We start from the raw sequence: 20,198 nt of genomic DNA on the forward strand, positions 1-20,198 counted from the left end.
CGAATAGCCTGTTCGGCATGGCGAACACCGACGGCGCAGCCTCGCTCGACGACCTGCGCATCTTCCTCGCCGTCTGCGAGGCCGGCGGCTTCCGAAAGGCGGCGCGCAGTCTCGGCCTTTCGGTCTCCACCGTCAGCGAAACGGTGACGCGCCTGGAAGCGCGGCTCGGCGTGCCCCTTCTCGGCCGCACCACCCGCAGCGTCATGCCGACCGAGGTCGGGCGGCAGCTCGCCGGGCGGGTCGCGCCCGTCCTGTCGGAGGCGCGGGCGGCGCTCGACGAGGCGGCGAGCTCGCAGGCGGCGGTGCGGGGGCGCCTGCGGCTCAACGTGCCGGCCGCGGTCATGCTGGACATCCTGCCCCCGCTGATCGACCGCTACATGGCCGCCCATCCGCAGGTGCGGGTCGAGATCGTGGTGGAGGACCGGCTGGTCGACATCACCGCCGCCGACTGCGACGCCGGCATCCGCTACGGCGAGCACCTGGAACAGGACATGATCGCCATACCGATCGGTCCCCGCCGACAGGAAACGGCCCTCGCCGCCTCGCCCGCCTATCTGGAGCGCCGCGGCGCACCCGCTCATCCGCGCGAGCTTCTCGGCCACGACTGCATCCGCATCCGTTTGTCGGGGGCGGCGCTTCCCCCGTGGGAGTTCGAGCGCGGTGGGGAGGTGCTCCTGGTCGATCCGCCGGCGGTGCTGACGATCGGCTCGGCCGGGGCCATGGCAGCGATCGCCCACGCGATTGCCGGGCGCGGCGTCCTCTACATGTTCCGCAATTGGATCGACCCGCATCTTCGCAGCGGCGCGCTCGTGCCGCTCCTGCCGGACTGGTGGCAGCGCTACGACGGTCCGCGCCTCTACTTCTCCCGCCGCCTGATGCCCAAACCCTTGCGCGCCTTCGTCGACATCGTCGCGCAAGGCCGCGGCGCAGCCGGTTCCGCGCTTCCGCTCTGATCGCCTGCCCCGCGCACGTCGGCCGCGACGCTCCATTGGCCGGGCCCGGCGCCGAGGCACCCTTCAGTTCCGTGCCACGGCCGCGTAGAAGTGGACGTGCCGTCCCGATCGCGCCGGAGATCATGAACTTCACGCTGCGCCAGCTCCGCTACTTCGTCGCCGTGGCCGAAGGGGGAACGGTGTCGGGCGCCGCGCAGGGTCTCTCGGTCTCGCAGTCGGCCGTGACGGAGGCGATCAAGGACCTCGAATCCGATCTCGGCGTCCAGCTCTTCGAGCGCCACCGGCGCGGTCTCGACCTCACCTACAAGGGCCAGCAGTTCTTCCGCCACGCGCTGCGCATCCTCGACGCGGTGGCGGATGCGCGCCAGAGCTTCACGGACGAGACGCGTTCCGAGCCGGGCACGCTGAACTTCGGCGTCACCTCGCTCGTGGCGGGCTACGTCCTGTCAGACATCCTCGCCCGCTACCGCCGCGCCTTTCCCGCCGTCGAGACGCGCGCGATCGAGGACAACGGCGACTACCTCGAACACCTCCTCGTCGGCGGCGAGCTGGACGTCGCCGTCATGGTGATCTCCAACCTCAAGGACCGCGTCGCCCTCCAGGCCCAGGTCTTCGAGCGCTCGCGCTACCGGCTCTGGCTGCCGAGCGGCCACCGCCTCGCCGAAGCCGAGACCGTCGACGCGGCGCGGATCGGCGCCGAGCCGCTGATCATGCTGACCGTCGACGAGATCGAGGAGAACACCGGTCGCCTCCTGTCGGCGCTCGGCGCCAAGCCCAACGTCGCCTTCCGCACCCGTTCCGTCGAGGCCGTGCGCAGCCTGGTCGCGACGGGCGCCGGTCTCGCGCTCCTGCCGGACCTCGTTTATCGCCGCTGGTCGCTGGAAGGCGACCGCATCGAGAGCCGCCCCGTATCCGGCGACCTGCCGATGGTGGAGGTCGGCGTCGTCTGGCGGCGCGGCTCGGCGATGAGCCGGACGGCGCGCGACTTCGTCGCCCTGGCCGGATCGACGGCGGGTGCGGCGCGCCCGTCCTGAGCTATCGGTTTTTCCGAATTCACCTATCGGGCGAATGAGATTGCGGCGCTCCGGCCGCCGGATAGTCTGCCCATGCAGACACCATGGCGCCCCGATGGGCAGCCGCCAGCCCGGAGAGCCGAGATGAAGCCCTTGCTGAAGACCTGCACGGCGGCCGCCACGTCGGCCCTCCTGTGCGGCGGCGCGCTCGCCCAGAGCGCGATGATGAGCGTCGGCGAGGGCGAGGGCCAGGTGAACATCGTCGCTTGGCCGGGCTACATCGAGCGGGGCGAGACCGACAAGGCCTATGACTGGGTGACGGGCTTCGAGGCTGAGACCGGCTGCAAGGTCAACGTCAAGACCGCCGCCACCTCCGACGAGATGGTGACGCTGATGAACGGCGGCGGCTTCGACCTCGTCACCGCCTCGGGCGACGCCTCGCTGCGGCTCGTCGCGGGCAAGAAGGTCCAGCCGATCAACACCGCGCTCATCCCCAGTTGGAGCAAGGTCGACCCGCGCCTTCAGGACGCGCCCTGGTTCACGGTGAACGGCGAGCATTACGGCACGCCCTACCAGTGGGGGCCGAACGTCCTCCTCTACAACACCGCGGTCTTCAAGGAGGCGCCCACGAGCTGGGGCGTGATCTTCGAGCCGCAGGACCTGCCGGACGGCAAGCCGAATGCCGGCCGCGTCCAGGCCTATGACGGCCCGATCTACGTCGCGGACGCCGCCAACTACCTCATGCACAAGCAGCCCGACCTCGGCATCGAGGACCCCTACGAGCTGAACGAGGACCAGTACGCCGCGGTGCTCGAACTCCTGCGCGGCCAGCGCCAGCTCGTCGGCCGCTACTGGCACGACGCCGCCGTGCAGGTGGACGACTTCAAGACCGAAGGCGTCGTCGCCTCCTCCTCCTGGCCCTTCCAGGTCAACACGCTGAAGGCCGACAACCAGCCCGTCGCCTCGACCGTGCCGGAGGAGGGCGCGACCGGCTGGGCGGACACGACGATGCTGGCCGCCGACGTCCAGAACCCGAACTGCGCCTACAAGTGGATGGAGCACTCGCTCTCGCCCAAGGTCCAGGGCGACGTCGCCGCCTGGTTCGGCTCGGTGCCGGCCGTGCCCGCCGCCTGCGAGGCGAGCGAGCTTCTCGGATCCGAGGGCTGCAAGACCAACGGCTTCGACAACTTCGACAAGATCCGCTTCTGGCGCACCCCGACCGCCAAGTGCGCCGACGGCAGCGCCTGCGTGCCCTATTCGCGTTGGGTGTCCGACTACATCGCCGTCATGGGCGGCTGATCCTCGGCGAGCAGCGGTCGGGCGGCAAGGCCCGAGACGAGCGTCCGTTCCGCCCTCGGCGGGGCGGACGCGGCGGCCCCGCCGCGCATCGACACGATCAATCGAGAGAGCCCGTGCCCGCGTCCACCGCCGTGTCCCTGTCCAAGGTTTCGCGCGTCTTCGGCCCGGTCACGGCGCTGGACGGGATCGATCTCGACGTGCGGCCGGGCGAGTTCTTCGCCATGCTCGGCCCCTCCGGCTCGGGCAAGACGACGTGCCTGCGGCTCGTCGCGGGCTTCGAGCAGCCCTCGAGCGGGCGCGTCGCGATCTTCGGCGAGGACGTCACGGGCGTCCCGCCCTATCGGCGCGCGGTCAACACCGTCTTCCAGGACTACGCCCTGTTCCCGCACTTCGACGTGCGCGACAACGTCGCCTATCCCCTGATGCTGCGGAAGGTCTCCAAGGCCGAGCGCCACGCCGCCGCCGAGGCGGCGCTGGAGATGGTGCGCCTGTCCGGCTACGGCGCGCGCCGGCCGGCCCAGCTCTCCGGCGGCCAGCGCCAGCGCGTGGCGCTCGCCCGCGCCATCGTGGCGCGGCCGAAGGTGCTGCTTCTCGACGAGCCGCTCGGCGCGCTCGACCTGAAGCTGCGCGAAAGCATGCAGGAAGAGCTGAAGAGCCTGCAGCGCGCGCTCGGCCTCACCTTCGTCTTCGTCACCCACGACCAGGGCGAGGCGCTCTCCATGGCCGACCGCATCGCCGTCTTCAGCGCCGGCCGCATCGAGCAGGTCGGCAGCCCCGAGGACGTGTACCGCCGGCCGGCCAACCGCTTCGTCGCCGATTTCGTCGGCTCGGCCAACATCCTGCCCCCAGGCCTCGTCGCGCGTCTCGCCGGCGAGCGGCGCTGGGCGAGCCTGCGCCCCGAGGACGTGCGCCTCGTGGCCTGCGAGGGCGCCGACCCCGCGCTCGTCGGCCGGATCACCGCCCGCTCCTATCTCGGCGCCTCGACACGGCTCGCCCTCGACCTCGGCGGCCTGTCCGTCCACGTGGTGCGCCCCGCCGGCGAGCTGCTGCCCACCGAGGGACCCGTCGCCATCGCCTTCGAGCGCGAGGCGCTGCACCTGATGGAGCGCGAAGCGTGAGCGCCCTCGCCATGACCCGGCCGCCTCGCCGGCCGGGCGGATCGCTCGCCGACGCTTTGTGGCGGCGGCCGGGGCTTCTCGCCGCGCTGCTTCTCGCGCTGCCGGTCCTGTGGCTCGTCGTCGTCTACCTCGGCTCGCTCGCCGCGCTCCTCGTCCAGAGCTTCTACGCCCTCGACGACTTCTCCGGCCTCGTTGTCGAGGAGTTCACGCTCGCGACCTACGCGCAGCTCTTCACCGCCGCCAACCTCGCGATCATCCAGCGCACCGTCCTCATGGCCGCGGCGGTCACGCTCGCCAGCGCCGTCGTCGCCTTCCCCATCGCCTATGTCGCGGCGCGCTACGCGCGGGGATGGCGCAAGGCGGCCTTCTATCTCGCGGTGATGCTGCCGCTCTGGTCGAGCTATCTCGTCAAGGTCTATGCCTGGAAGCTGATCCTCGCCAAGGAGGGCATCCTCACCTGGGCCTTCGCCAAGGTCGGGCTGACGCCCCTCCTTGAGGCGGTGCTGGCGATCCCCGGCATCGGCGGCAACTCGCTCTCCGTCAGCTATATCGGCACCTTTCTCGTCTTCCTCTACGTCTGGCTCCCCTACATGATCCTGCCCATGCAGGCGGCGCTGGAGCGGGTGCCGACAAACCTCCTCGACGCCTCCGCCGATCTCGGCGCGCGGCCGGGCGAGACGTTCCGGCACGTGATCCTGCCGCTCGCGCTTCCCGGCGTCGTCGCCGGCTCGATCTTCACCTTCTCGCTGACGCTCGGCGACTACATCATCCCGCAGATCGTCGGCTCGTCGCGCCTCTTCATCGGGCAGGCCGTCTACACCCAGCAGGGCACCGCCGGGAACGTGCCCCTCGCCGCCGCCTTCACGATGGTGCCGATCGCCATCATGGGGCTCTATCTCTGGGGCGCCAAGCGCGCGGGGGCCTTCGATGCGCTCTGAGCGCACGCCCCTCCCCCTGGCGCTCGCGGCCGGCGCCGGGCTCCTGTTCCTGCTCGGACCCCTCCTCCTGATCTTCGTCTACGCCTTCACGACGGAGGAGCGCTCCTTCGCCTGGCCGCCGCCGGGGCTGACGCTGCGCTGGTTCGCCGTCGCCTGGGAGCGGCCGGACGTCTGGGCGGCGCTGTTTCTTTCCCTCAAGGTCGCGGCGGTCTCGACGCTTCTCGCCCTCGTCCTCGGAACGCTCGTGGCGGCCGCCGTGTCGCGCACGCGCTTCTTCGGGCGCGAGACCATCTCGCTCCTCGTCATCCTGCCGATCGCGCTGCCCGGCATCGTCACGGGCATCGCGCTGCGCTCGGCCTTCGGCATGATGGAGATCCCCTTCTCCTTCTGGACCATCGTTCTCGGCCACGCGACCTTCTGCATCGTCGTCGTCTACAACAACGCCGTCGCCCGCTTCCGCCGCCTGTCGGGCTCGCTGGTCGAGGCCTCGATGGATCTGGGCGCGGACGGCTTCCAGACCTTCCGCCACATCATCCTGCCGAACATCGGCTCGGCGCTGCTCGCCGGGGGCATGCTCGCCTTCGCCCTGTCCTTCGACGAGGTGATCGTCACCACCTTCACCGCCGGCCAGCAGCAGACCCTGCCGCTCTGGATGCTGGAGGAGCTGATCCGCCCCCGCCAGCGGCCCGTCACCAACGTCGTCGCGATGGTCGTGGTGCTCGTCACCTTCCTGCCGATCCTCGCCGCCTTCTTCCTCACCCGCGACGGCGGCGAGACCGCCGGCGTGGGCAAATGATCCACGTGACAGCCGGGAGAGACCCCATGGACACCGCGATGCTGATCGGCTCCGCCTTCGAGGCGGGCACGGAAAGCCCGGAGACGATCCTCGATCCGAAGACGGGCCGGACGATCCTGACGCTTCCCGAGGCGTCGCCGGCGCAGATCGACCGCGCGGTCGCCGCCGCCGAGACCGCCTTCCGCACATGGTCGCGCACCACGCCGGCCCAGCGCTCCAACTATCTCCTGAAGATCGCCGACGCGATCGAGCGCGAGGCGGCGGACTTCGCGCGCCTCGAGGCGCTGAACTGCGGCAAGCCGATCAACGCCGTCCTCAACGACGAGATTCCCGCGATCGTCGACTGCTACCGCTTCTTCGCCGGCGCCGTGCGCGCCATGCCGGGGCAGGTGGCGGGCGAGTACATGGCCGGCCACACCTCGATGATCCGGCGCGATCCCGTCGGGATCGTCGGCTCGATCGCACCCTGGAACTATCCCCTGATGATGATGGCCTGGAAGCTCGCCCCCGCCATCGCCGGCGGCAACACGGTGGTCTTCAAGCCCTCCGAGCAGACGCCGCTGACCGCCCTGAAGCTCGGCCGGCTCCTGGCCGACATCCTGCCGGAAGGCGTCGTCAACGTCGTGCTCGGGCAAGGGGGCAGCGTCGGCAACGCGCTGATCAACCACCCGAAGATCGACATGATCTCGATCACCGGCGACATCGCGACGGGCAAGAAGGTTCTCCAGGCCGCGGCCAAGTCGGTGAAGCGCACCCATCTGGAGCTCGGCGGCAAGGCGCCGGTGATCGTCTTCGACGACGCCGACCTCGACGCCGTGGTGAACGGGCTTCGCGCCTTCGGCTTCTACAATGCCGGCCAGGACTGCACCGCCGCCTGCCGCATCTACGCCGCGCCCGGCATCCACGACCGGCTCGTCGCCGACCTGTCCGCCGCCGTCTCCACCATCCGCTACAACGAGGCGGACGACACGCAGAACGAGATCGGCCCGCTGATCTCCCGGCGCCAGCGCGACCGCGTCTCGAGCTTCGTCGAGCGCGCCGCCGAGCTGTCGCACATCGAGGTGACGACCGGCGGCAAGGTGTCGGGCGAGGACGGCTTCTTCTTCCAGCCGACGGTCATCGCCGGCGCCCGGCAGGAGGACGAGATCGTCCGCCGCGAGGTCTTCGGCCCCGTCGTGTCGGTCACGCGCTTCAGCGAGGCCGAGGACGCCATCGCCTGGGCGAACGATTCCGACTACGGCCTCGCCTCCTCCGTCTGGACCAAGGACGTCTCGAAGGCCATGGAGACGGCGGCGCGCCTGCGCTACGGCTGCACCTGGGTCAACACCCACTTCGCCCTGGTCAGCGAGATGCCGCATGGCGGCCTCAAGCAGTCCGGCTACGGCAAGGACCTCTCGACCTACGCCCTGGAGGACTACACCGCCGTCCGCCACGTCATGGTGGCGCACGGCTGACCCGGCCAAGGACGACCGGTCCGGTCGGTCCCGCTCCCAAGAGCTCGGGGATGCGGGATCGCGGCAAAGCGCCGATCAACTGCCGGACGGGAGCGGCGTCGATCCCAGAGCCTGCATCGTAAGGGCCATTCCGTCACTGAGACTGGTCGCGGCGCGGAAGCCGAGTTCGTCGCGGGCGCGGCGGGTGGAATAGCCGTCCGGCCCGTCCGTGGACGGATCGGCGGCCGCGAAGGCGATGCGGCTGCCCGGCCGCAGCCGCCGGACGGCGTCGATCACCTCGCCCATGGTCTGCCCCTCGGGCGCGGCGATGTTGTAGACGCGCGCGGTCGGCGCCGGGGCGCTCGCGGCGGCCAGGAGGCCCGAAACCGCATCCTCCACGAAGAGGTAGTGCGTGGCGTCCGCCGGGTGGGCGGGAACCTCGAAGGCGCGCCCATCCTCGACCGCGCGCAACAGCGCGTCGAGCATCGTCGGCGTCCTGCGGCCGGGACCGTAGATCCAGCCCAGGCGGATGGCCAGGGCGTCGAGCCGCTGCCCGTTGGCATAGCCGAGAACGGCCGCTTCCGCGGCGAGCTTGCTCGCCCCGTAGACGCCGGGCGGATCGGGCGGCGCGTCCTCGTCGAGGATGCCGCGCCGGCGCGTGCCGTAGATCTCGACGGAGGAGCAGACCACGACGCGGCCGGCCCCGCTCCGCCGCGCGGCCTCCAGGAGGTCCGCCGTTCCCTGCGCGTTGATGCGCCAGATGTCGGCCGGCCGGTCGGCGAGCACCATCGGGCCGGACACCGCTCCGCAATGCAGCACCGTGTCGAAGGGCGGTCCCGCAAAGAGCGCCGCGATCTCGGCCGGCCGCATCAGGTCGAAGGGCACGACGCCGTCGCCGGGCGAGCCGTCGCCGACGTCGGCGTCGGCGGCGACGACGTCGATGCCCGCCCGCGCCAGGCGCGCGCGAAGGGCGGTGCCGAGAAAGCCGCGCCCCCCGGTCAGGAGGACGCGGCCGAGGGTGCGCGCCGGGCGGGCGGTCATCGGGGAAGCGCCGCCAGTTCCGCCAGAAGCGCGTCGGTGTCGCGCTGGCGGCAGTAGCCGGCGATCGCCCGCACGCTCGCCGCCTGCCGGTCGGCGGAATAGGTCGCGCAGGCGTCGGGCACGAGCGTGACGAGGTAGCCGAGGTCGCAGGCGTCGCGCACGGCCGACTCGACGCACTGGTCCGACACGACGCCGCAGATCACCAGCTGACGGATGCCGAGATTGCGCAGGACGTAGTCGATGTTGGTGGAGATGAAGACCGAGGACGAGGTCTTCCGGATGACGATCTCGTCCGCGCCCGGCTGGATCGACGCGTGAACCTGGCCGTCCCAGGATCCCTTCGGCACGTCGATGCCGGAGATCTTGTAGTCGAGGCTGCGGTCGCGGCCGTCCGCCGTCAGGTTCTCGATGACGGTGTAGAGAACCTCGATCCCCGCCGCCCGGAAGCCCGCCTGGAGGCGCGTCATGTTGGGCAGCGCCACGCGTTCCAGACGTTCGAGATAGTAGGCGAAGCGCTCCGCCTGCGCGCCGCCGCCCTCCTTGAACTCGGCGCCGTCGCGATGGACGGCGTAGTTCTGCACGTCGACGAAGAGCAGCGCCGACTGGCGCGGATCGAGCGAAACCTCGCGGCTCCATTGCTGCGTCATGAGAGTTCCCGTTTCCGCCCGCGCAGGCCGTATGCCCGCATGCTAGGCAGGCACAGTTTTACGGCAGAATGGTTCTTGTAACAAATAGTATGTGCATGTTATCGATCTAACAAATGAAAAATCCAGCGGGCGGCATTGCCCGCGCATCGGTCGATGACGTTCATGCCATCCTCGTCCAGCCCGCTCCTCAAGGTCGACCGGCTCGCCAAGAGCTTCGGCGGCGTGCGGGCGCTCGACGGGATCGACTTCGCGCTCGCGCCCGGCGAGCTCGTCGGGCTGATCGGCCCCAACGGGTCGGGCAAGACGACGGCCTTCAACATCGTCACGGGCGTTCTGAAGCCGAGCTCGGGGCGCATCCTCTTCGAGGGCGCCGAGGTCACCGGCAACCGGCCGGAAACCAACGCCGCGCTCGGAATGGCGCGCACCTTCCAGAACATCCGGCTGTTCAACGACCTGCCGGTCATCGACAACGTGATGGTCGGCCTGCACCGCAAGCGGGGTCCCGGCTTCCTCGCCACGGTTCTCGGCCTTCCCGCCGCGCGGCGTTCGGAAGCCGCCATCCGCGTTCGCGCCACCGAGGTGCTCGGCATCCTCGGCCTGAAGAAGCGCGCCGGAGAGCGGGTCGGCAGCCTTCCCTACGGCGACCAGCGCAAGGTCGAGTTCGCCCGGGCCCTCGCGAGCGAGCCGACGCTGCTCCTCCTCGACGAGCCGACCGCCGGCATGAACCCGTACGAGACCGCCGATCTCGGCGCGACGATCGAGCGCCTGCACCGCGAGCTCGGCATCACGACGCTTCTCGTCGAACACGACATGAAGATGGTCATGGGCATCTGCCAGCGCCTCGTGGTCATCAACCAGGGCCGGATGCTCGCCGAGGGCACGCCCGCCGAGATCCGGGCCGACGCGCGCGTCGTCGAGGCCTATCTCGGCCACGGCCGGAAGGGGCGCCATGCTGTGGGTTGAGAACCTCGACGTGCGGCGCGGCGGCACCCACGCGCTTCGCGGCGCGAGCCTCGAAGTGCGCCGGGGCGAGATCGTCGCCCTGATCGGCGCCAACGGCGCGGGCAAGACGACGACGCTGGCGACGATCTCCGGCCTCCTGCGTCCGCGCTCGGGAACCGTCCGCTTCGCCGCCGAACCGGGCGCGACCCCGATCGAGATCACCAGCCTCAAGGCCGAGGCCGTGGTTGCCGCCGGCCTGTCGCACTGTCCGGAAGGCCGGCAGATCTTCGCCAACCTGTCGGTCGCCGAGAACCTCGCCATCGGGGCCTTCCTGCGCCGGGACCGCGACGGCATCGCGAAGGACATCGCCGACGTCCACCGGCTGTTTCCGATCCTCAAGGAGCGCGCGAGCGTTCCCGGCGATCGGCTGTCGGGCGGCGAGCAGATGATGCTGGCGATCGGTCGCGCGCTGATGAGCCGGCCCAAGCTCCTGCTTCTCGACGAGCCGTCCCTCGGCCTGGCGCCGCGCCTCGTCGAGCAGATCTTCGACATCCTGGAGCGCATCCGCGACGAAGGGATGACCGTTCTTCTCGTCGAGCAGAACGCCGCCATGGCCCTCGACATCGCCGACCGGGCCTATGTCCTGGAAGCGGGCTCGATCGTCCTCGAAGGAACGGGGCGCGCCCTCGCCGAGGATCCGAACGTCCAGCGCGCCTACCTCGGAGCGGCCTGAGCGATGACCGGCGCCTATCTCCTTTCGCAGATCGTCAACGGCCTCGTTCTCGGCGCCATGTACGCGCTGATCGCGATCGGTTTCTCGATGATCTACGGCATCGTGCGGCTCATCAACTTCGCCCACGGCGACATCTTCGCCATCGGTGCCTTCGCCGCCCTCGGCAGCATCGCGCTGGCCGGCCTGCCCTTTCCCATCGCCGTCCTCGCCGTGCTCACGGCCGGCGCCCTCGTCGGGCTGCTCGTCGAGCGCGCCGCCTTCCGGCCGATGCGGGGCGCGCCTCAGGTCACCGGCTTCATCGCCTCGCTGGCGGTCGCGATCATCATCGAGAACCTCGCGGTGATGACGATCACCGCCCAGCCGCGAACCTTCGCCGTGCCCGCCTGGCTCGGCACGCTCGTGCCGCTCGGCGGCATCTCGGTGCGGGTCGTGGATCTCGCCATCGTCGGGCTCGCGCTCGTCCTGATGGCGGCGCTCGTCGCCTTCGTGCGCTTCACCCGCACCGGCATGGCGATGCGCGCGACGGCCGAGAACTACGCCGTGGCGCGCCTCATGGGCATCGACATCGACCGCATGATCGCGCTCGCCTTCGCGATCGGCAGCGCTCTCGCCGCCGTCGCCGGCCTGATGTGGGGCGCCAAATACGGGCAGATCAGCCCGCTGATGGGCACCGTGCCGGGGCTCAAGGCCTTCGTGGCGGCGGTCATCGGCGGCGTCGGCTCGATCTCGGGGGCGGTGCTCGGCGGCTTCGTCCTCGGCCTTGCCGAAGTTCTCTTCGTCGGCCTCCTGCCGTCCGAGTTCTCGGCCTTCCGCAACGCCTTCGTCTTCGCCGCGCTGATCCTCGTCCTCCTGGTCATGCCGAACGGCCTCCTCGGCAAGTCGGCGGAGACGCGGGCATGAGCGGCGGCGCATTCCTCCTTCGCCTCGTCCTGCCGATCGCCCTTGGCGCGGCGCTCGTCTTCGCCGCGACCCTCGGGCTCGATCCCTACAGCCTGACGATCCTCCAGTTCGTCGGCATCAACGTCATCCTGGCCGTCAGCCTCAACGTCACCAACGGCTTCACCGGCCTGTTCTCGCTCGGCCATCCCGCCTTCATGACGATCGGGGGCTACGTCGCGGCGATCCTCGCCATGCCCACGGCGCGCAAGACCGCGATGCTGCGCGACCTGCCGCCCCTCCTCGCCGGGCAGGAATGGCCCTTCCCGCTGGCGCTCGCGGCCGGCGGGCTCGTCGCCGCGCTCGCGGCCGCTGTCGTCGGCATTCCGGTCCTGCGCCTGCGCGGGCACTACCTGGCGGTCGCCACGCTCGGGCTCATCTTCATCGTTCAGAGCCTGGCGGTGAACCTGCCGGGCATCACCCGCGGCGCGCTCGGCCTCAGCGGCCTGCCGCCCCTCACCAATCCGTGGTGGGTGTACCTCGTCCTCGTCCTGACGCTTCTCGTCTGCTGGCGCGTGAAGCACGCCTCGCTCGGGCGCACCATGCTGGCGATCCGCGAGAACGAGCTCGCCGCCGCCTGCCTCGGGGTGAAGGTCGCGCGCACCCGCGTCCTCGCCTTCGCCCTCGGCGCCTTCTTCGCCGGCGTGGCGGGCGGGCTCTGGGCCCACCTCGTCACCCTGATCAGCCCGAGCTCCTTCTCGATCCTTCTCGGCTTCCAGCTCATCGTCATGGTGGTGCTCGGCGGCACGGGCTCGATCGTCGGCACGGCGATCGCGGCCGTGGTCCTGACCCTCGCGACGGAATGGCTGCGGCCGCTGGAAGAGGCCGCCGGCTTCTTCGGCGCCAGCCAGATCATCGTCGCCGTCGGCGTCATCCTCGTCCTGATCTTCCGCCCCTCCGGCCTCTTCGGCACGGCCGAGCCGAGACCCTTCGCCGCCCTCGCGGCCCGGCGCCGCCGTCGAGCCGTTCCCCCCGATCCCGTCCCGTAGAAGGAGAAGCAGCATGCGCAATTGGATCTCGGGCGCCGCGGCGATCGCCGCAGCCGCCCTTCTCTCGGCCGCCTCCACCCTGCCCGCCCGCGCGCAGGACACCGGGCCGATCAACATCGCGGCGCTCTACAACCTGACGAGCGGCGGCCTGTCCTCGCTCGACGCGCCCTCCTTCAACGGCGCCAAGCTGAAGGCCAAGATGATCAACGAGGCCGGCGGCCTCCTCGGCGGCCGGATGATCGAGCTCACCGCCATCGACACCAAGAACGACACCCGTGAAACCGCCACCGCCGCCCAGCGCGCCGTGGCGATCCCCGGCCTGTCGGCCGGCATCGGCCAGAGCGACTCGACCTTCGCCCTCGCCGCCGCGCCCCTCTTCCAGACGGCCGGCATCGCCTTCGTGACGTCGGGCGCCACCGCTCCCGACCTGCCGGAGATGGTCGGCGACAAGATGTTCCTCGTGCCCTTCGGCGACGACGTCCAGGCCCACGCCATGGCCGAATACGCCTACGGGACGCTGGGTCTGCGCAACGTCGCGGTCTGGACGGACAACGCCATGGACTACACCACGGGCCTGTCGCGCTACTTCACCGAGCGCTTCACCGAGCTCGGCGGCAAGGTGGTGCTGGAGGACGTCTACATGACGACCGACCAGGACTTCTCCGCCCTCGTGTCCCGCCTCCAGTCGACGGAGGGCGTCGACGCGATCTTCGCCTCCTCGGGTCCCGACACCGCCGGCATCATCGTCAAGCAGCTGCGCGAGGCGGGCGTCGCGCTGCCGATCCTGGCCGGCGACGGCTTCGACACCGACCTCGTCCTGTCCGTGCCCGGAGAAGCCCTCGCCAAGGACGTCTACTTCACCACGCACGCCTATGCCGGCATCGAGACGGGGCCGGCGCAGGAATTCCGCACGGCCTATCAGGCGGACTACGGCACGCCGCCTGAGAACGCGTTCGCCGCGCTCGGCTACGACGCGGTGGGTCTCGTCGCCGACGCGATCACCCGCGCCGGCACGAGCGAGCCGGCCGCCGTCGCCAAGGCGCTCGCCGAGACCAAGGGCTTCGAGGGCGTCACCGGCACGATCGTCTATCCCGAAGGCGGCCGCGTGCCGACCAAGCCCGTCGCCATCATCAAGGTGGGCGAGGGCAAGATGAACTTCGAGACCACGGTGACGCCGAAGGGCTGACCCGGACCGGGGGCGGATCGGAGGGCGGCCCCTTTCGGCGGCCGCCCTCCTCCCCGAACGACGAGGACATGGATTCGAGCCATGGACAGACTGCTGCAGCCGGGCGACCCGGCGCCCTTCGGGATCGAGAACGAGGCCGGCGCTTCGCCCTTCGTCTTCGCCTGCGACCATGCGGGTCGCGCCGTGCCGGCCCGCCTCGGCGACCTCGGCCTGCCCGAGGCCGAGCTGTCGCGCCACATCGGCTGGGACATCGGCATCCACGGCGTGACGCGCGCCCTCGCGCGCGCCCTCGACGCGCCTTACGTGTTTCAGCCCTATTCGCGGCTCGTGATCGACTGCAACCGGCGCCCCGGCCACGCGCAGTCGATCGCCCCCGTCAGCGACACGACCCCCGTTCCCGCCAATGCGGATCTGTCGCCGGCCGAGGTCCGGGCGCGCCAGAGCGAGATCCTCGAGCCCTATCACGCGGCTCTCGCCCGCCTCTTCGACGCCCGGCGCGCGGCGGGGCGACCGACCCTCTTCGTCGCCATGCACAGCTGCACCGACAGGCTGCGCTCGAACGGCATCGCCCGCCCCTGGGAGATCGGCGTCCTCGCCGACCGCGACTGGCGCTTCGGCAACGCGCTGATCGCCGTCTTGGAGTCAGAAACGAACTTCACGGTCGGCCGCAACCAGCCCTACACGGTCAGCGCAGAGACCGACTACACCGTGCCCGTCCATGCCGAGGGCCGCGGCCTTCCCTATGCCGAGATCGAGATCCGGCAGGACCTCATCGGCGATCCCGCCGGCCAGGCCGAATGGGCGGCGCTCTGCGGCAGGCTGTTTCCGCTGGCGGCCGAGCGGTCGGGAGTGCTGGCGCCTTGAGCACCGCGCCGACGCCCGGACCCGCGCCGGCCGGGTCGGTCAAGGAGCGCGCCCTGGCGAGCCTGCCCGACCTGTCGAAGGCCGAGAGCCGCGTCGCCCACGCTCTCCTCGCAGAGTACCCCCTGGCGGGGCTCGAGACCGTCGCGCGCTTCGCCGCGCGGGCGGCGACGAGCGGGCCGACCATCCTGCGCTTCGTCTCGCGCCTCGGCTTCCCGACCTATGCCGAGTTCCAGGACGCGCTGCGCGCGGAGGTGCAGTTGCGCCTCCAGAGCCCGCTCGCGCGCTATCCCGCCCCGCCCGGCGAGCCGGCGAGCGGGCGGGACGTGTTCCGCGACGTCGGCCACGCGCTGCGCCTCAACATGGAGCGCCTGTCGTCCGAGATGGCGCGCAACGACCTCGGCGCCGCCTGCGAGCGCCTCGCCGACCCGGCCCGCGCGGTCTTCTGCATGGGCGGGCGCTTTTCCTGGCTCGTCGCGACCTACCTCTACCAGTACCTGCGGGAGCTGCGCCCCGGCGTGCGCGTCGTGCGCGACACCACCGCGGCCTGGGCGGACGATCTCGTCGACATCCGGCCGGGCGACGTCCTCGCCGTCTTCGACTTCCGCCGCTACCAGCGCGACGTCCTCGACTTCGCCCGCGGCGCCCGCTCGCTCGGGGCCGAGGTGGTGCTGGTCACCGATCCCTGGCGCTCTCCGATCGCGGCCCATGCCGACCTCGTGATCCCCTGCCCCGTCGACCTGCCCACCGCCTTCGACAGCGGCGTCGGGGGTCTCGCCGTCGTCGAGCTTCTCGTCGCCGGCGTCGTCGAGCGGCTGGGGGCGGAGGCGCGGGACCGCATGGCCGCGCTGGAAGACCTGCGCAAGTCCACGAACCTCGGAAGCTGATCCCCGCATGATAAGCGAGCCGCTGACCCTCTTCTGCTATGCCGACCTGTCCGGCCAGGTGCGCGGCAAGGGCTTTCCCACCCGCCTCCTCGACAAGCGCCTCGCCGGCGGCATCGGCTGGACGCCGACCAACCTCATGTTCACCGCGCTCGGCACCATCGCGCCCTCGCCCTGGGGACCGCACGGCGACCTGACGCTGATGCCCGACCGCGGAACCGGCGTCGAGGTGGACTTCGCCGACGGCTCGCCCGCCGAGCGCTTCTTCCTTTGCAACGTGACGCAGACCGACGGAACGCCCTGGGACTGCTGCCCGCGCACGGCCCTGAAGAGCGCGGTGGAGGACCTGCGGCGCGAGACGGGGCTCGTTCTTCGCGCCGCCTTCGAGCACGAGTTCGTCTACTCCGGCGCCGAGACCTGGACCGGGGACATGTACGGGCTCGGCGCCGTCCGCCGCCACGGGGCCTTCGGCGAGACCTTCATCGCCGCCCTCCACGCGGCGGGCGTCGAAGTCGATTCCTACCTGCCGGAGTTCGGGGGCGGCCAGTTCGAGGTCACCGTTCCGCCCGCCGAGGCGCTCGCCGCCTGCGACCGGGCGGTGGTGCTCAAGGAGATCGCCCGCGCCGCCGCCCACCGGCTCGGCCACCGCGTCACCTTCGCCCCGCGCGTCAAGCCGGACGGCCTCGGCAGCGGCGTCCATATCCATTTCAGCTTCTGGACCGAGACCGGCGAGCCGGTCAGCCACGATGCCGGACGCCCCTTCGGCGTCGGCGAGGCGGCCGGGCACTTCCTTGCCGGCGTCATCCGGCACATGCCGGCGCTCTGCGCCTTCACCGCGCCGACCGCCGTCTCCTATCTGCGCCTCGTGCCCAAGACCTGGACGGGCGTCTGGTCCAATCTCGGCCTCCACGACCGCGAGGCGGGCATCCGCATCTGCCCGGTCTTCGGCCCGCCCGAGAAGACGGCGCGCCAGTTCAACTTCGAGTTCCGCGCCGCCGACGCGACGGCCAATCCCTATCTCCAGCTCGCCGCGATCATCCGCGCAGGGCTTGCCGGCCTGCGCGAAAGCCTTCCCGCGCCGGAGCCGACGAGCGGCGTCGATCCCGGCGCGATGAGCGAGGCCGAGCGCGCGGCGCGCGGCATCCGCCGCCTGCCCGCCAGCGCCGACGAGGCGCTGGAAGCCCTCGAAGCCGACCCGGTCGCCCGGGCCTTCCTCCCGGCGCCCCTCACCGAGGCCTACATCGCCAACAAGCGGGCGGAGCTCGACCTCACCCGCGACTGGAGCCCCGACGAGCTCTGCCGCCGCTACGCGGCCGTCTACTGAGAATGGAAGCACCCATGGGAAAGCTCGACGGGCGCATCGCCGCCGTCACGGGGGCCGCGACCGGCCTCGGCCGCGCCATCGCGCTGCTTTATGCCGCGGAAGGCGCCGACGTCGCCGTTCTCGACCGCAACGGCGAGGGCGCGGAGGTGGTGGCGGCGCGCATCCGCGCCCTCGGCCGCCGCAGCCTGGCGGTGACCGTCGACGTCGGCGACGAGACCGGCGTCACGCAAGCCTTCGCCCGGATCGAGGCCGAACTCGGCCCCCTCGACATCCTCGTCAACAATGCCGGCATCGTCACCGTCTCGCTCCTGGAGACCATGCCGACGCAGACCTTCGACGAGATGATCCGGATCGACCTGAAGAGCGTGTTCCTGTGCACCCGCGCGGTGCTGCCGGGGATGCGCGCGCGGGGCTATGGGCGCATCGTCAACATATCGAGCCAGCTCGCCTACAAGGGCGGCGAGGGCATGGCGCACTACGCCGCCGCCAAGGCCGGCGTCGTCGGCCTCACCCGCTCGCTCGCCTACGAGGTGACGCGCCACGGCATCGCCGTCAACGCGATCTGCCCGGGGCCGCTCGACACCGACATGAAGCTGCCGCCCGAATGGGTCGGCAAGAAAGAATCCGAGCTCGTGATCGGCCGCCAGGGCCGCGTCGAGGAGGTCGCGCCCACGGCGCTGCTGCTCGCCGGGGAGGACGCCGCCTTCTATGTCGGGGCGACGTTCCATCCGAACGGCGGCGACATCATGGTCTGAAGGAGGAGCGAGATCCCATGCAACGCCCCGAAGACGCCGCCCTCAGCCGGAACCGCCCGTTCGACCCGAAGCGCACCTGCCTTCTTCTCGTCGACACGCAGAACGTCGTGTGGAACCCCGAGGTCGCGACCCGCCTGCCCGGGTTCGACGCGACCGTGCGCGAAACCGTCCTGCCGAACCTCGAAGCCCTCGTCGCGGGCTTCCGGGCGGCCGGCGCCGAGGTCATGTACACGGTGATGGAGAACCTGACCAAGGACGGGCGCGACCGCAGCCTCGACTACAAGCTGTCGAACTTCTTCATCGCCAAGGGCTCGTGGGAGGCCAAGGTCTTCGACGCGCTCGCGCCGGGCGAGGACGAGATCGTCATCCCGAAGACCTCGTCGGGCGTCTTCAACTCCACCAACATCGAATACGTCCTGCGCAACATCGGCATCGACACGCTGGTGGTCACCGGCTTCCTGACCGACCAGTGCGTCGACCACACGCTGCGCGACGCCGCCGACCGGGGCTTCTATCCCGTTTGCGTGTCGGATGCCTGCGCCACCCATACGCCCGAGCGGCACGAGGCGGCGCTGCGGGCCTTCGCGGGCTACTGCCTCACGCTCGACACGCAAGGCCTTCTCGAACGCCTCCGACTGCCGGCCGAGCCGACGCTCAGCTCCCGCTGACATCGGCGCGGCATCACTCCGGCTTCAGGCGGATGCGGCGACCGCCTCCGTGCACCTTGATGGTCTGGCCCGACACCCAGCTTCCGGCCCGCGACGCGAGCCAGAGAAAGGCGTTGGCCACATCCTGCGGCTGGCCGGCCCGGCCGGTCAGATTGTCGGGATGGGCGAGAGCCTCCTGCGCCTTGGCGTCGAGCCCGGCCGCGGCGTAGCCCGGCGTCAGCACGGTTCCGATGAGAACCGTGTTGATCCGCACCTCGCGGGCGAAATAATGCGCGAGCCCGAGCATCAGGTGGTTCAGCGCCGCCTTCGCGGCGGAATAGGCGATGAAATCGAAGGCCGGCTCGATGCCGACGAGCGATCCGGAATTGGTGACGGTGGCATTCTCCGCCTTCAGGAGGTGCGGACGGCAGGCGGCCGTCACGCGCATCGACGAGAGCGTGTTGAGCTTGTAGCTCTCGATCATGTCCTCGGCGGAAACGGCCAGGGGATCGTCATAGGCGCGCCCCCAGCCGACATTGTTGACCAGGGTGGAAACGCCGCCGAAGGCCCTCGCGGTTTCGGCCACGCAGGACCGGACATCGGCATCGCTCGTGACGTCGCAGCCCATGCCCCGCACCTCGCTCCCGGTCTGCGCGGCGATGGTCGCGGCCGTGCCCTCCGCCATCTCGCCGTTCAGATCGGCGATCATCACGCGGGCGCCGGCCCCCGCGAAGCTGCGGGCGATCGCCTCCCCGATGTTCTGCGCCCCGCCCGTGACCAGGGCGACGTGATTGTCCATGCGGAAGTCGGCAAAGGGATCGAACCGCGCCATGAGCCTCGTCCTTGCGTTGGGCGCCGCGACGGCGGCTCCGGTCAATCGAGTTCCTGCACGCCCCCGCCCGAGACGGTGAGCACCTGTCCGCTGATCCACGACGCGGCCGGCGAGCACAGGAACACGGCGGCGTTGGCGATGTCCTCGGGCCTTCCCAGCCGTCCGAGCGGCGTGTGACGCAGCATCGTCGCCTCGACCTCGGGCGTCAGCACGCTCCCCAGGGCATCGGTGCGGATCGCCCCCGGCGCGATGGCGTTGACCCGGATGCCTCGCGGCCCGAGGTCGAACGCCATGTTGCGCGTCAGATGGTTCACCGCCGCCTTGGACGAGCCGTAGGAGGTCATCCGGACGTTCTTGTTCTCGCCAGCCATCGAGGAAATGTTCAGGATCGCCCCGTGACCGGCGGCCGCCATGTGCGGGGCGGCGAGCTGCGACAGGCGGAAGAGCGAGAACAGGTTGAGCTCGAAGGCCCAGCGGAACTGGTCCATGGGCATGTCGAAGGGCTTGGGCCCGCCCCCGCCGGCATTGTTGACGAGAAGCGTCACGGCCCCGAAGCGCTCCACGGCGGTCCCCACCGCGGCCTCGAGATCGTCTTCCTTCGTGACGTTGCAGGCGATACCCACCGCCCGTCCTCCCGCCTGCGCGATCTCGGCCGCGGCGGCCTCGGCGGTCTCAGCCTTGAGGTCGCTGACCACCACCGCCGCGCCGGCCCCGGCAAAGGCTCCGGCGATCGCCCGTCCGATGCCCGCGCCCGCGCCCGTGACCAGCGCCACGTCGCCGTCCAATCGGAACTGCCTGGGATCGAACATCGCCGCCCTTCCGCTCAACCGTGAGTAGGCCGACCTTACGGCCATCCGGCGCCGTGGTGCCA

Annotated in this window: 21 protein-coding genes; 17 read left to right on the forward strand and 4 right to left on the reverse strand. The window is 70.8% G+C overall.

Annotated features, from left to right (window positions below; translation table 11 throughout):
- Positions 1-17: 17 nt before the first annotated feature.
- The 7 genes from FZN60_RS06205 (at position 18) to FZN60_RS06235 (ending at position 7,571) form a co-directional block, all read left to right on the forward strand.
- Positions 18-953 (forward strand): LysR family transcriptional regulator, encoded by a 936-nt coding sequence (locus tag FZN60_RS06205; RefSeq protein WP_158872211.1) that lies wholly within the window; start codon positions 18-20, stop codon positions 951-953.
- A 122-nt stretch (positions 954-1,075) separates the two neighbouring features.
- Complete coding sequence (locus FZN60_RS06210; protein WP_158872213.1) at positions 1,076-1,987, forward strand: LysR substrate-binding domain-containing protein; 912 nt, start codon at positions 1,076-1,078, stop codon at positions 1,985-1,987.
- A 123-nt stretch (positions 1,988-2,110) separates the two neighbouring features.
- On the forward strand, positions 2,111-3,265 hold the full coding sequence (locus FZN60_RS06215; protein WP_158872215.1) for an ABC transporter substrate-binding protein: 1,155 nt from the start codon (positions 2,111-2,113) through the stop codon (positions 3,263-3,265).
- Between the two features lie 113 nt (positions 3,266-3,378).
- Positions 3,379-4,383, forward strand: coding sequence for an ABC transporter ATP-binding protein (locus FZN60_RS06220; protein WP_158872217.1), 1,005 nt, complete (start codon positions 3,379-3,381; stop codon positions 4,381-4,383).
- A gap of 11 nt (positions 4,384-4,394) precedes the next feature.
- Positions 4,395-5,321: an ABC transporter permease gene (locus FZN60_RS06225; RefSeq protein ID WP_158872523.1), complete on the forward strand. Its 927-nt coding sequence runs from the start codon at positions 4,395-4,397 to the stop codon at positions 5,319-5,321.
- On the forward strand, positions 5,311-6,117 hold the full coding sequence (locus FZN60_RS06230; RefSeq protein ID WP_158872219.1) for an ABC transporter permease: 807 nt from the start codon (positions 5,311-5,313) through the stop codon (positions 6,115-6,117). The genes FZN60_RS06225 and FZN60_RS06230 overlap by 11 nt, the downstream gene beginning before the upstream one ends.
- A 26-nt stretch (positions 6,118-6,143) precedes the next feature.
- Positions 6,144-7,571, forward strand: a complete 1,428-nt coding sequence (locus FZN60_RS06235; RefSeq protein ID WP_158872221.1) for a gamma-aminobutyraldehyde dehydrogenase — start codon at positions 6,144-6,146, stop codon at positions 7,569-7,571.
- Positions 7,572-7,646: 75 nt separating this feature from the next.
- On the opposite strand, the gene FZN60_RS06240 is transcribed toward FZN60_RS06235, so the two are convergent.
- The gene (locus FZN60_RS06240; protein ID WP_158872223.1) at positions 7,647-8,591 is read right to left on the reverse strand and encodes an NAD-dependent epimerase/dehydratase family protein; all 945 of its coding nucleotides are present in this window, start codon (positions 8,589-8,591) and stop codon (positions 7,647-7,649) included.
- A complete protein-coding gene (locus tag FZN60_RS06245; protein WP_158872225.1) occupies positions 8,588-9,238 on the reverse strand; it encodes a cysteine hydrolase family protein in 651 nt (216 codons plus the stop codon). Before FZN60_RS06245 ends, FZN60_RS06240 begins: the two co-directional genes overlap by 4 nt.
- A gap of 162 nt (positions 9,239-9,400) precedes the next feature.
- Here FZN60_RS06245 and FZN60_RS06250 point away from each other — a divergent pair, with 162 nt between their 5' ends.
- From FZN60_RS06250 to FZN60_RS06295, 10 genes are all read left to right on the forward strand, one after another.
- A complete protein-coding gene (locus FZN60_RS06250) occupies positions 9,401-10,201 on the forward strand; it encodes an ABC transporter ATP-binding protein (RefSeq protein WP_158872227.1) in 801 nt (266 codons plus the stop codon).
- Positions 10,188-10,913 carry an ABC transporter ATP-binding protein gene (locus FZN60_RS06255; protein ID WP_158872229.1) on the forward strand — a complete coding sequence of 242 codons (726 nt, stop codon included), beginning with the start codon at positions 10,188-10,190 and terminating at the stop codon, positions 10,911-10,913. The genes FZN60_RS06250 and FZN60_RS06255 overlap by 14 nt, the downstream gene beginning before the upstream one ends.
- 3 nt (positions 10,914-10,916) lie before the next feature.
- On the forward strand, positions 10,917-11,813 hold the full coding sequence (locus FZN60_RS06260; RefSeq protein ID WP_158872231.1) for a branched-chain amino acid ABC transporter permease: 897 nt from the start codon (positions 10,917-10,919) through the stop codon (positions 11,811-11,813).
- A complete protein-coding gene (locus tag FZN60_RS06265; RefSeq protein WP_158872233.1) occupies positions 11,810-12,838 on the forward strand; it encodes a branched-chain amino acid ABC transporter permease in 1,029 nt (342 codons plus the stop codon). The genes FZN60_RS06260 and FZN60_RS06265 overlap by 4 nt, the downstream gene beginning before the upstream one ends.
- Positions 12,839-12,851: 13 nt before the next feature.
- Positions 12,852-14,024: an ABC transporter substrate-binding protein gene (locus FZN60_RS06270; protein ID WP_158872235.1), complete on the forward strand. Its 1,173-nt coding sequence runs from the start codon at positions 12,852-12,854 to the stop codon at positions 14,022-14,024.
- Positions 14,025-14,105: 81 nt separating this feature from the next.
- Entirely contained in the window at positions 14,106-14,888 is a 783-nt protein-coding gene (locus FZN60_RS06275; protein WP_158872237.1) for an N-formylglutamate amidohydrolase, read from the forward strand.
- The gene (locus FZN60_RS06280) at positions 14,885-15,772 is read left to right on the forward strand and encodes a MurR/RpiR family transcriptional regulator (RefSeq protein ID WP_158872239.1); all 888 of its coding nucleotides are present in this window, start codon (positions 14,885-14,887) and stop codon (positions 15,770-15,772) included. The genes FZN60_RS06275 and FZN60_RS06280 overlap by 4 nt, the downstream gene beginning before the upstream one ends.
- Positions 15,773-15,779: 7 nt before the next feature.
- The gene (locus FZN60_RS06285) at positions 15,780-17,093 is read left to right on the forward strand and encodes a glutamine synthetase family protein (RefSeq protein WP_158872241.1); all 1,314 of its coding nucleotides are present in this window, start codon (positions 15,780-15,782) and stop codon (positions 17,091-17,093) included.
- A gap of 14 nt (positions 17,094-17,107) precedes the next feature.
- On the forward strand, positions 17,108-17,848 hold the full coding sequence (locus tag FZN60_RS06290; RefSeq protein ID WP_158872243.1) for an SDR family NAD(P)-dependent oxidoreductase: 741 nt from the start codon (positions 17,108-17,110) through the stop codon (positions 17,846-17,848).
- A 17-nt stretch (positions 17,849-17,865) separates the two neighbouring features.
- Positions 17,866-18,516: a cysteine hydrolase family protein gene (locus FZN60_RS06295; protein ID WP_158872245.1), complete on the forward strand. Its 651-nt coding sequence runs from the start codon at positions 17,866-17,868 to the stop codon at positions 18,514-18,516.
- A gap of 13 nt (positions 18,517-18,529) precedes the next feature.
- On the opposite strand, the gene FZN60_RS06300 is transcribed toward FZN60_RS06295, so the two are convergent.
- Positions 18,530-19,327: an SDR family oxidoreductase gene (locus tag FZN60_RS06300; protein WP_158872247.1), complete on the reverse strand. Its 798-nt coding sequence runs from the start codon at positions 19,325-19,327 to the stop codon at positions 18,530-18,532.
- A gap of 41 nt (positions 19,328-19,368) precedes the next feature.
- On the reverse strand, positions 19,369-20,136 hold the full coding sequence (gene hdhA, locus FZN60_RS06305; protein WP_158872249.1) for a 7-alpha-hydroxysteroid dehydrogenase: 768 nt from the start codon (positions 20,134-20,136) through the stop codon (positions 19,369-19,371).
- Positions 20,137-20,198: the final 62 nt, after the last annotated feature.

The sequence above is a fragment of the Antarcticirhabdus aurantiaca genome, from assembly GCF_009765365.1.
GTDB classification, from domain to species: domain Bacteria; phylum Pseudomonadota; class Alphaproteobacteria; order Rhizobiales; family Rhizobiaceae; genus Antarcticirhabdus; species Antarcticirhabdus aurantiaca.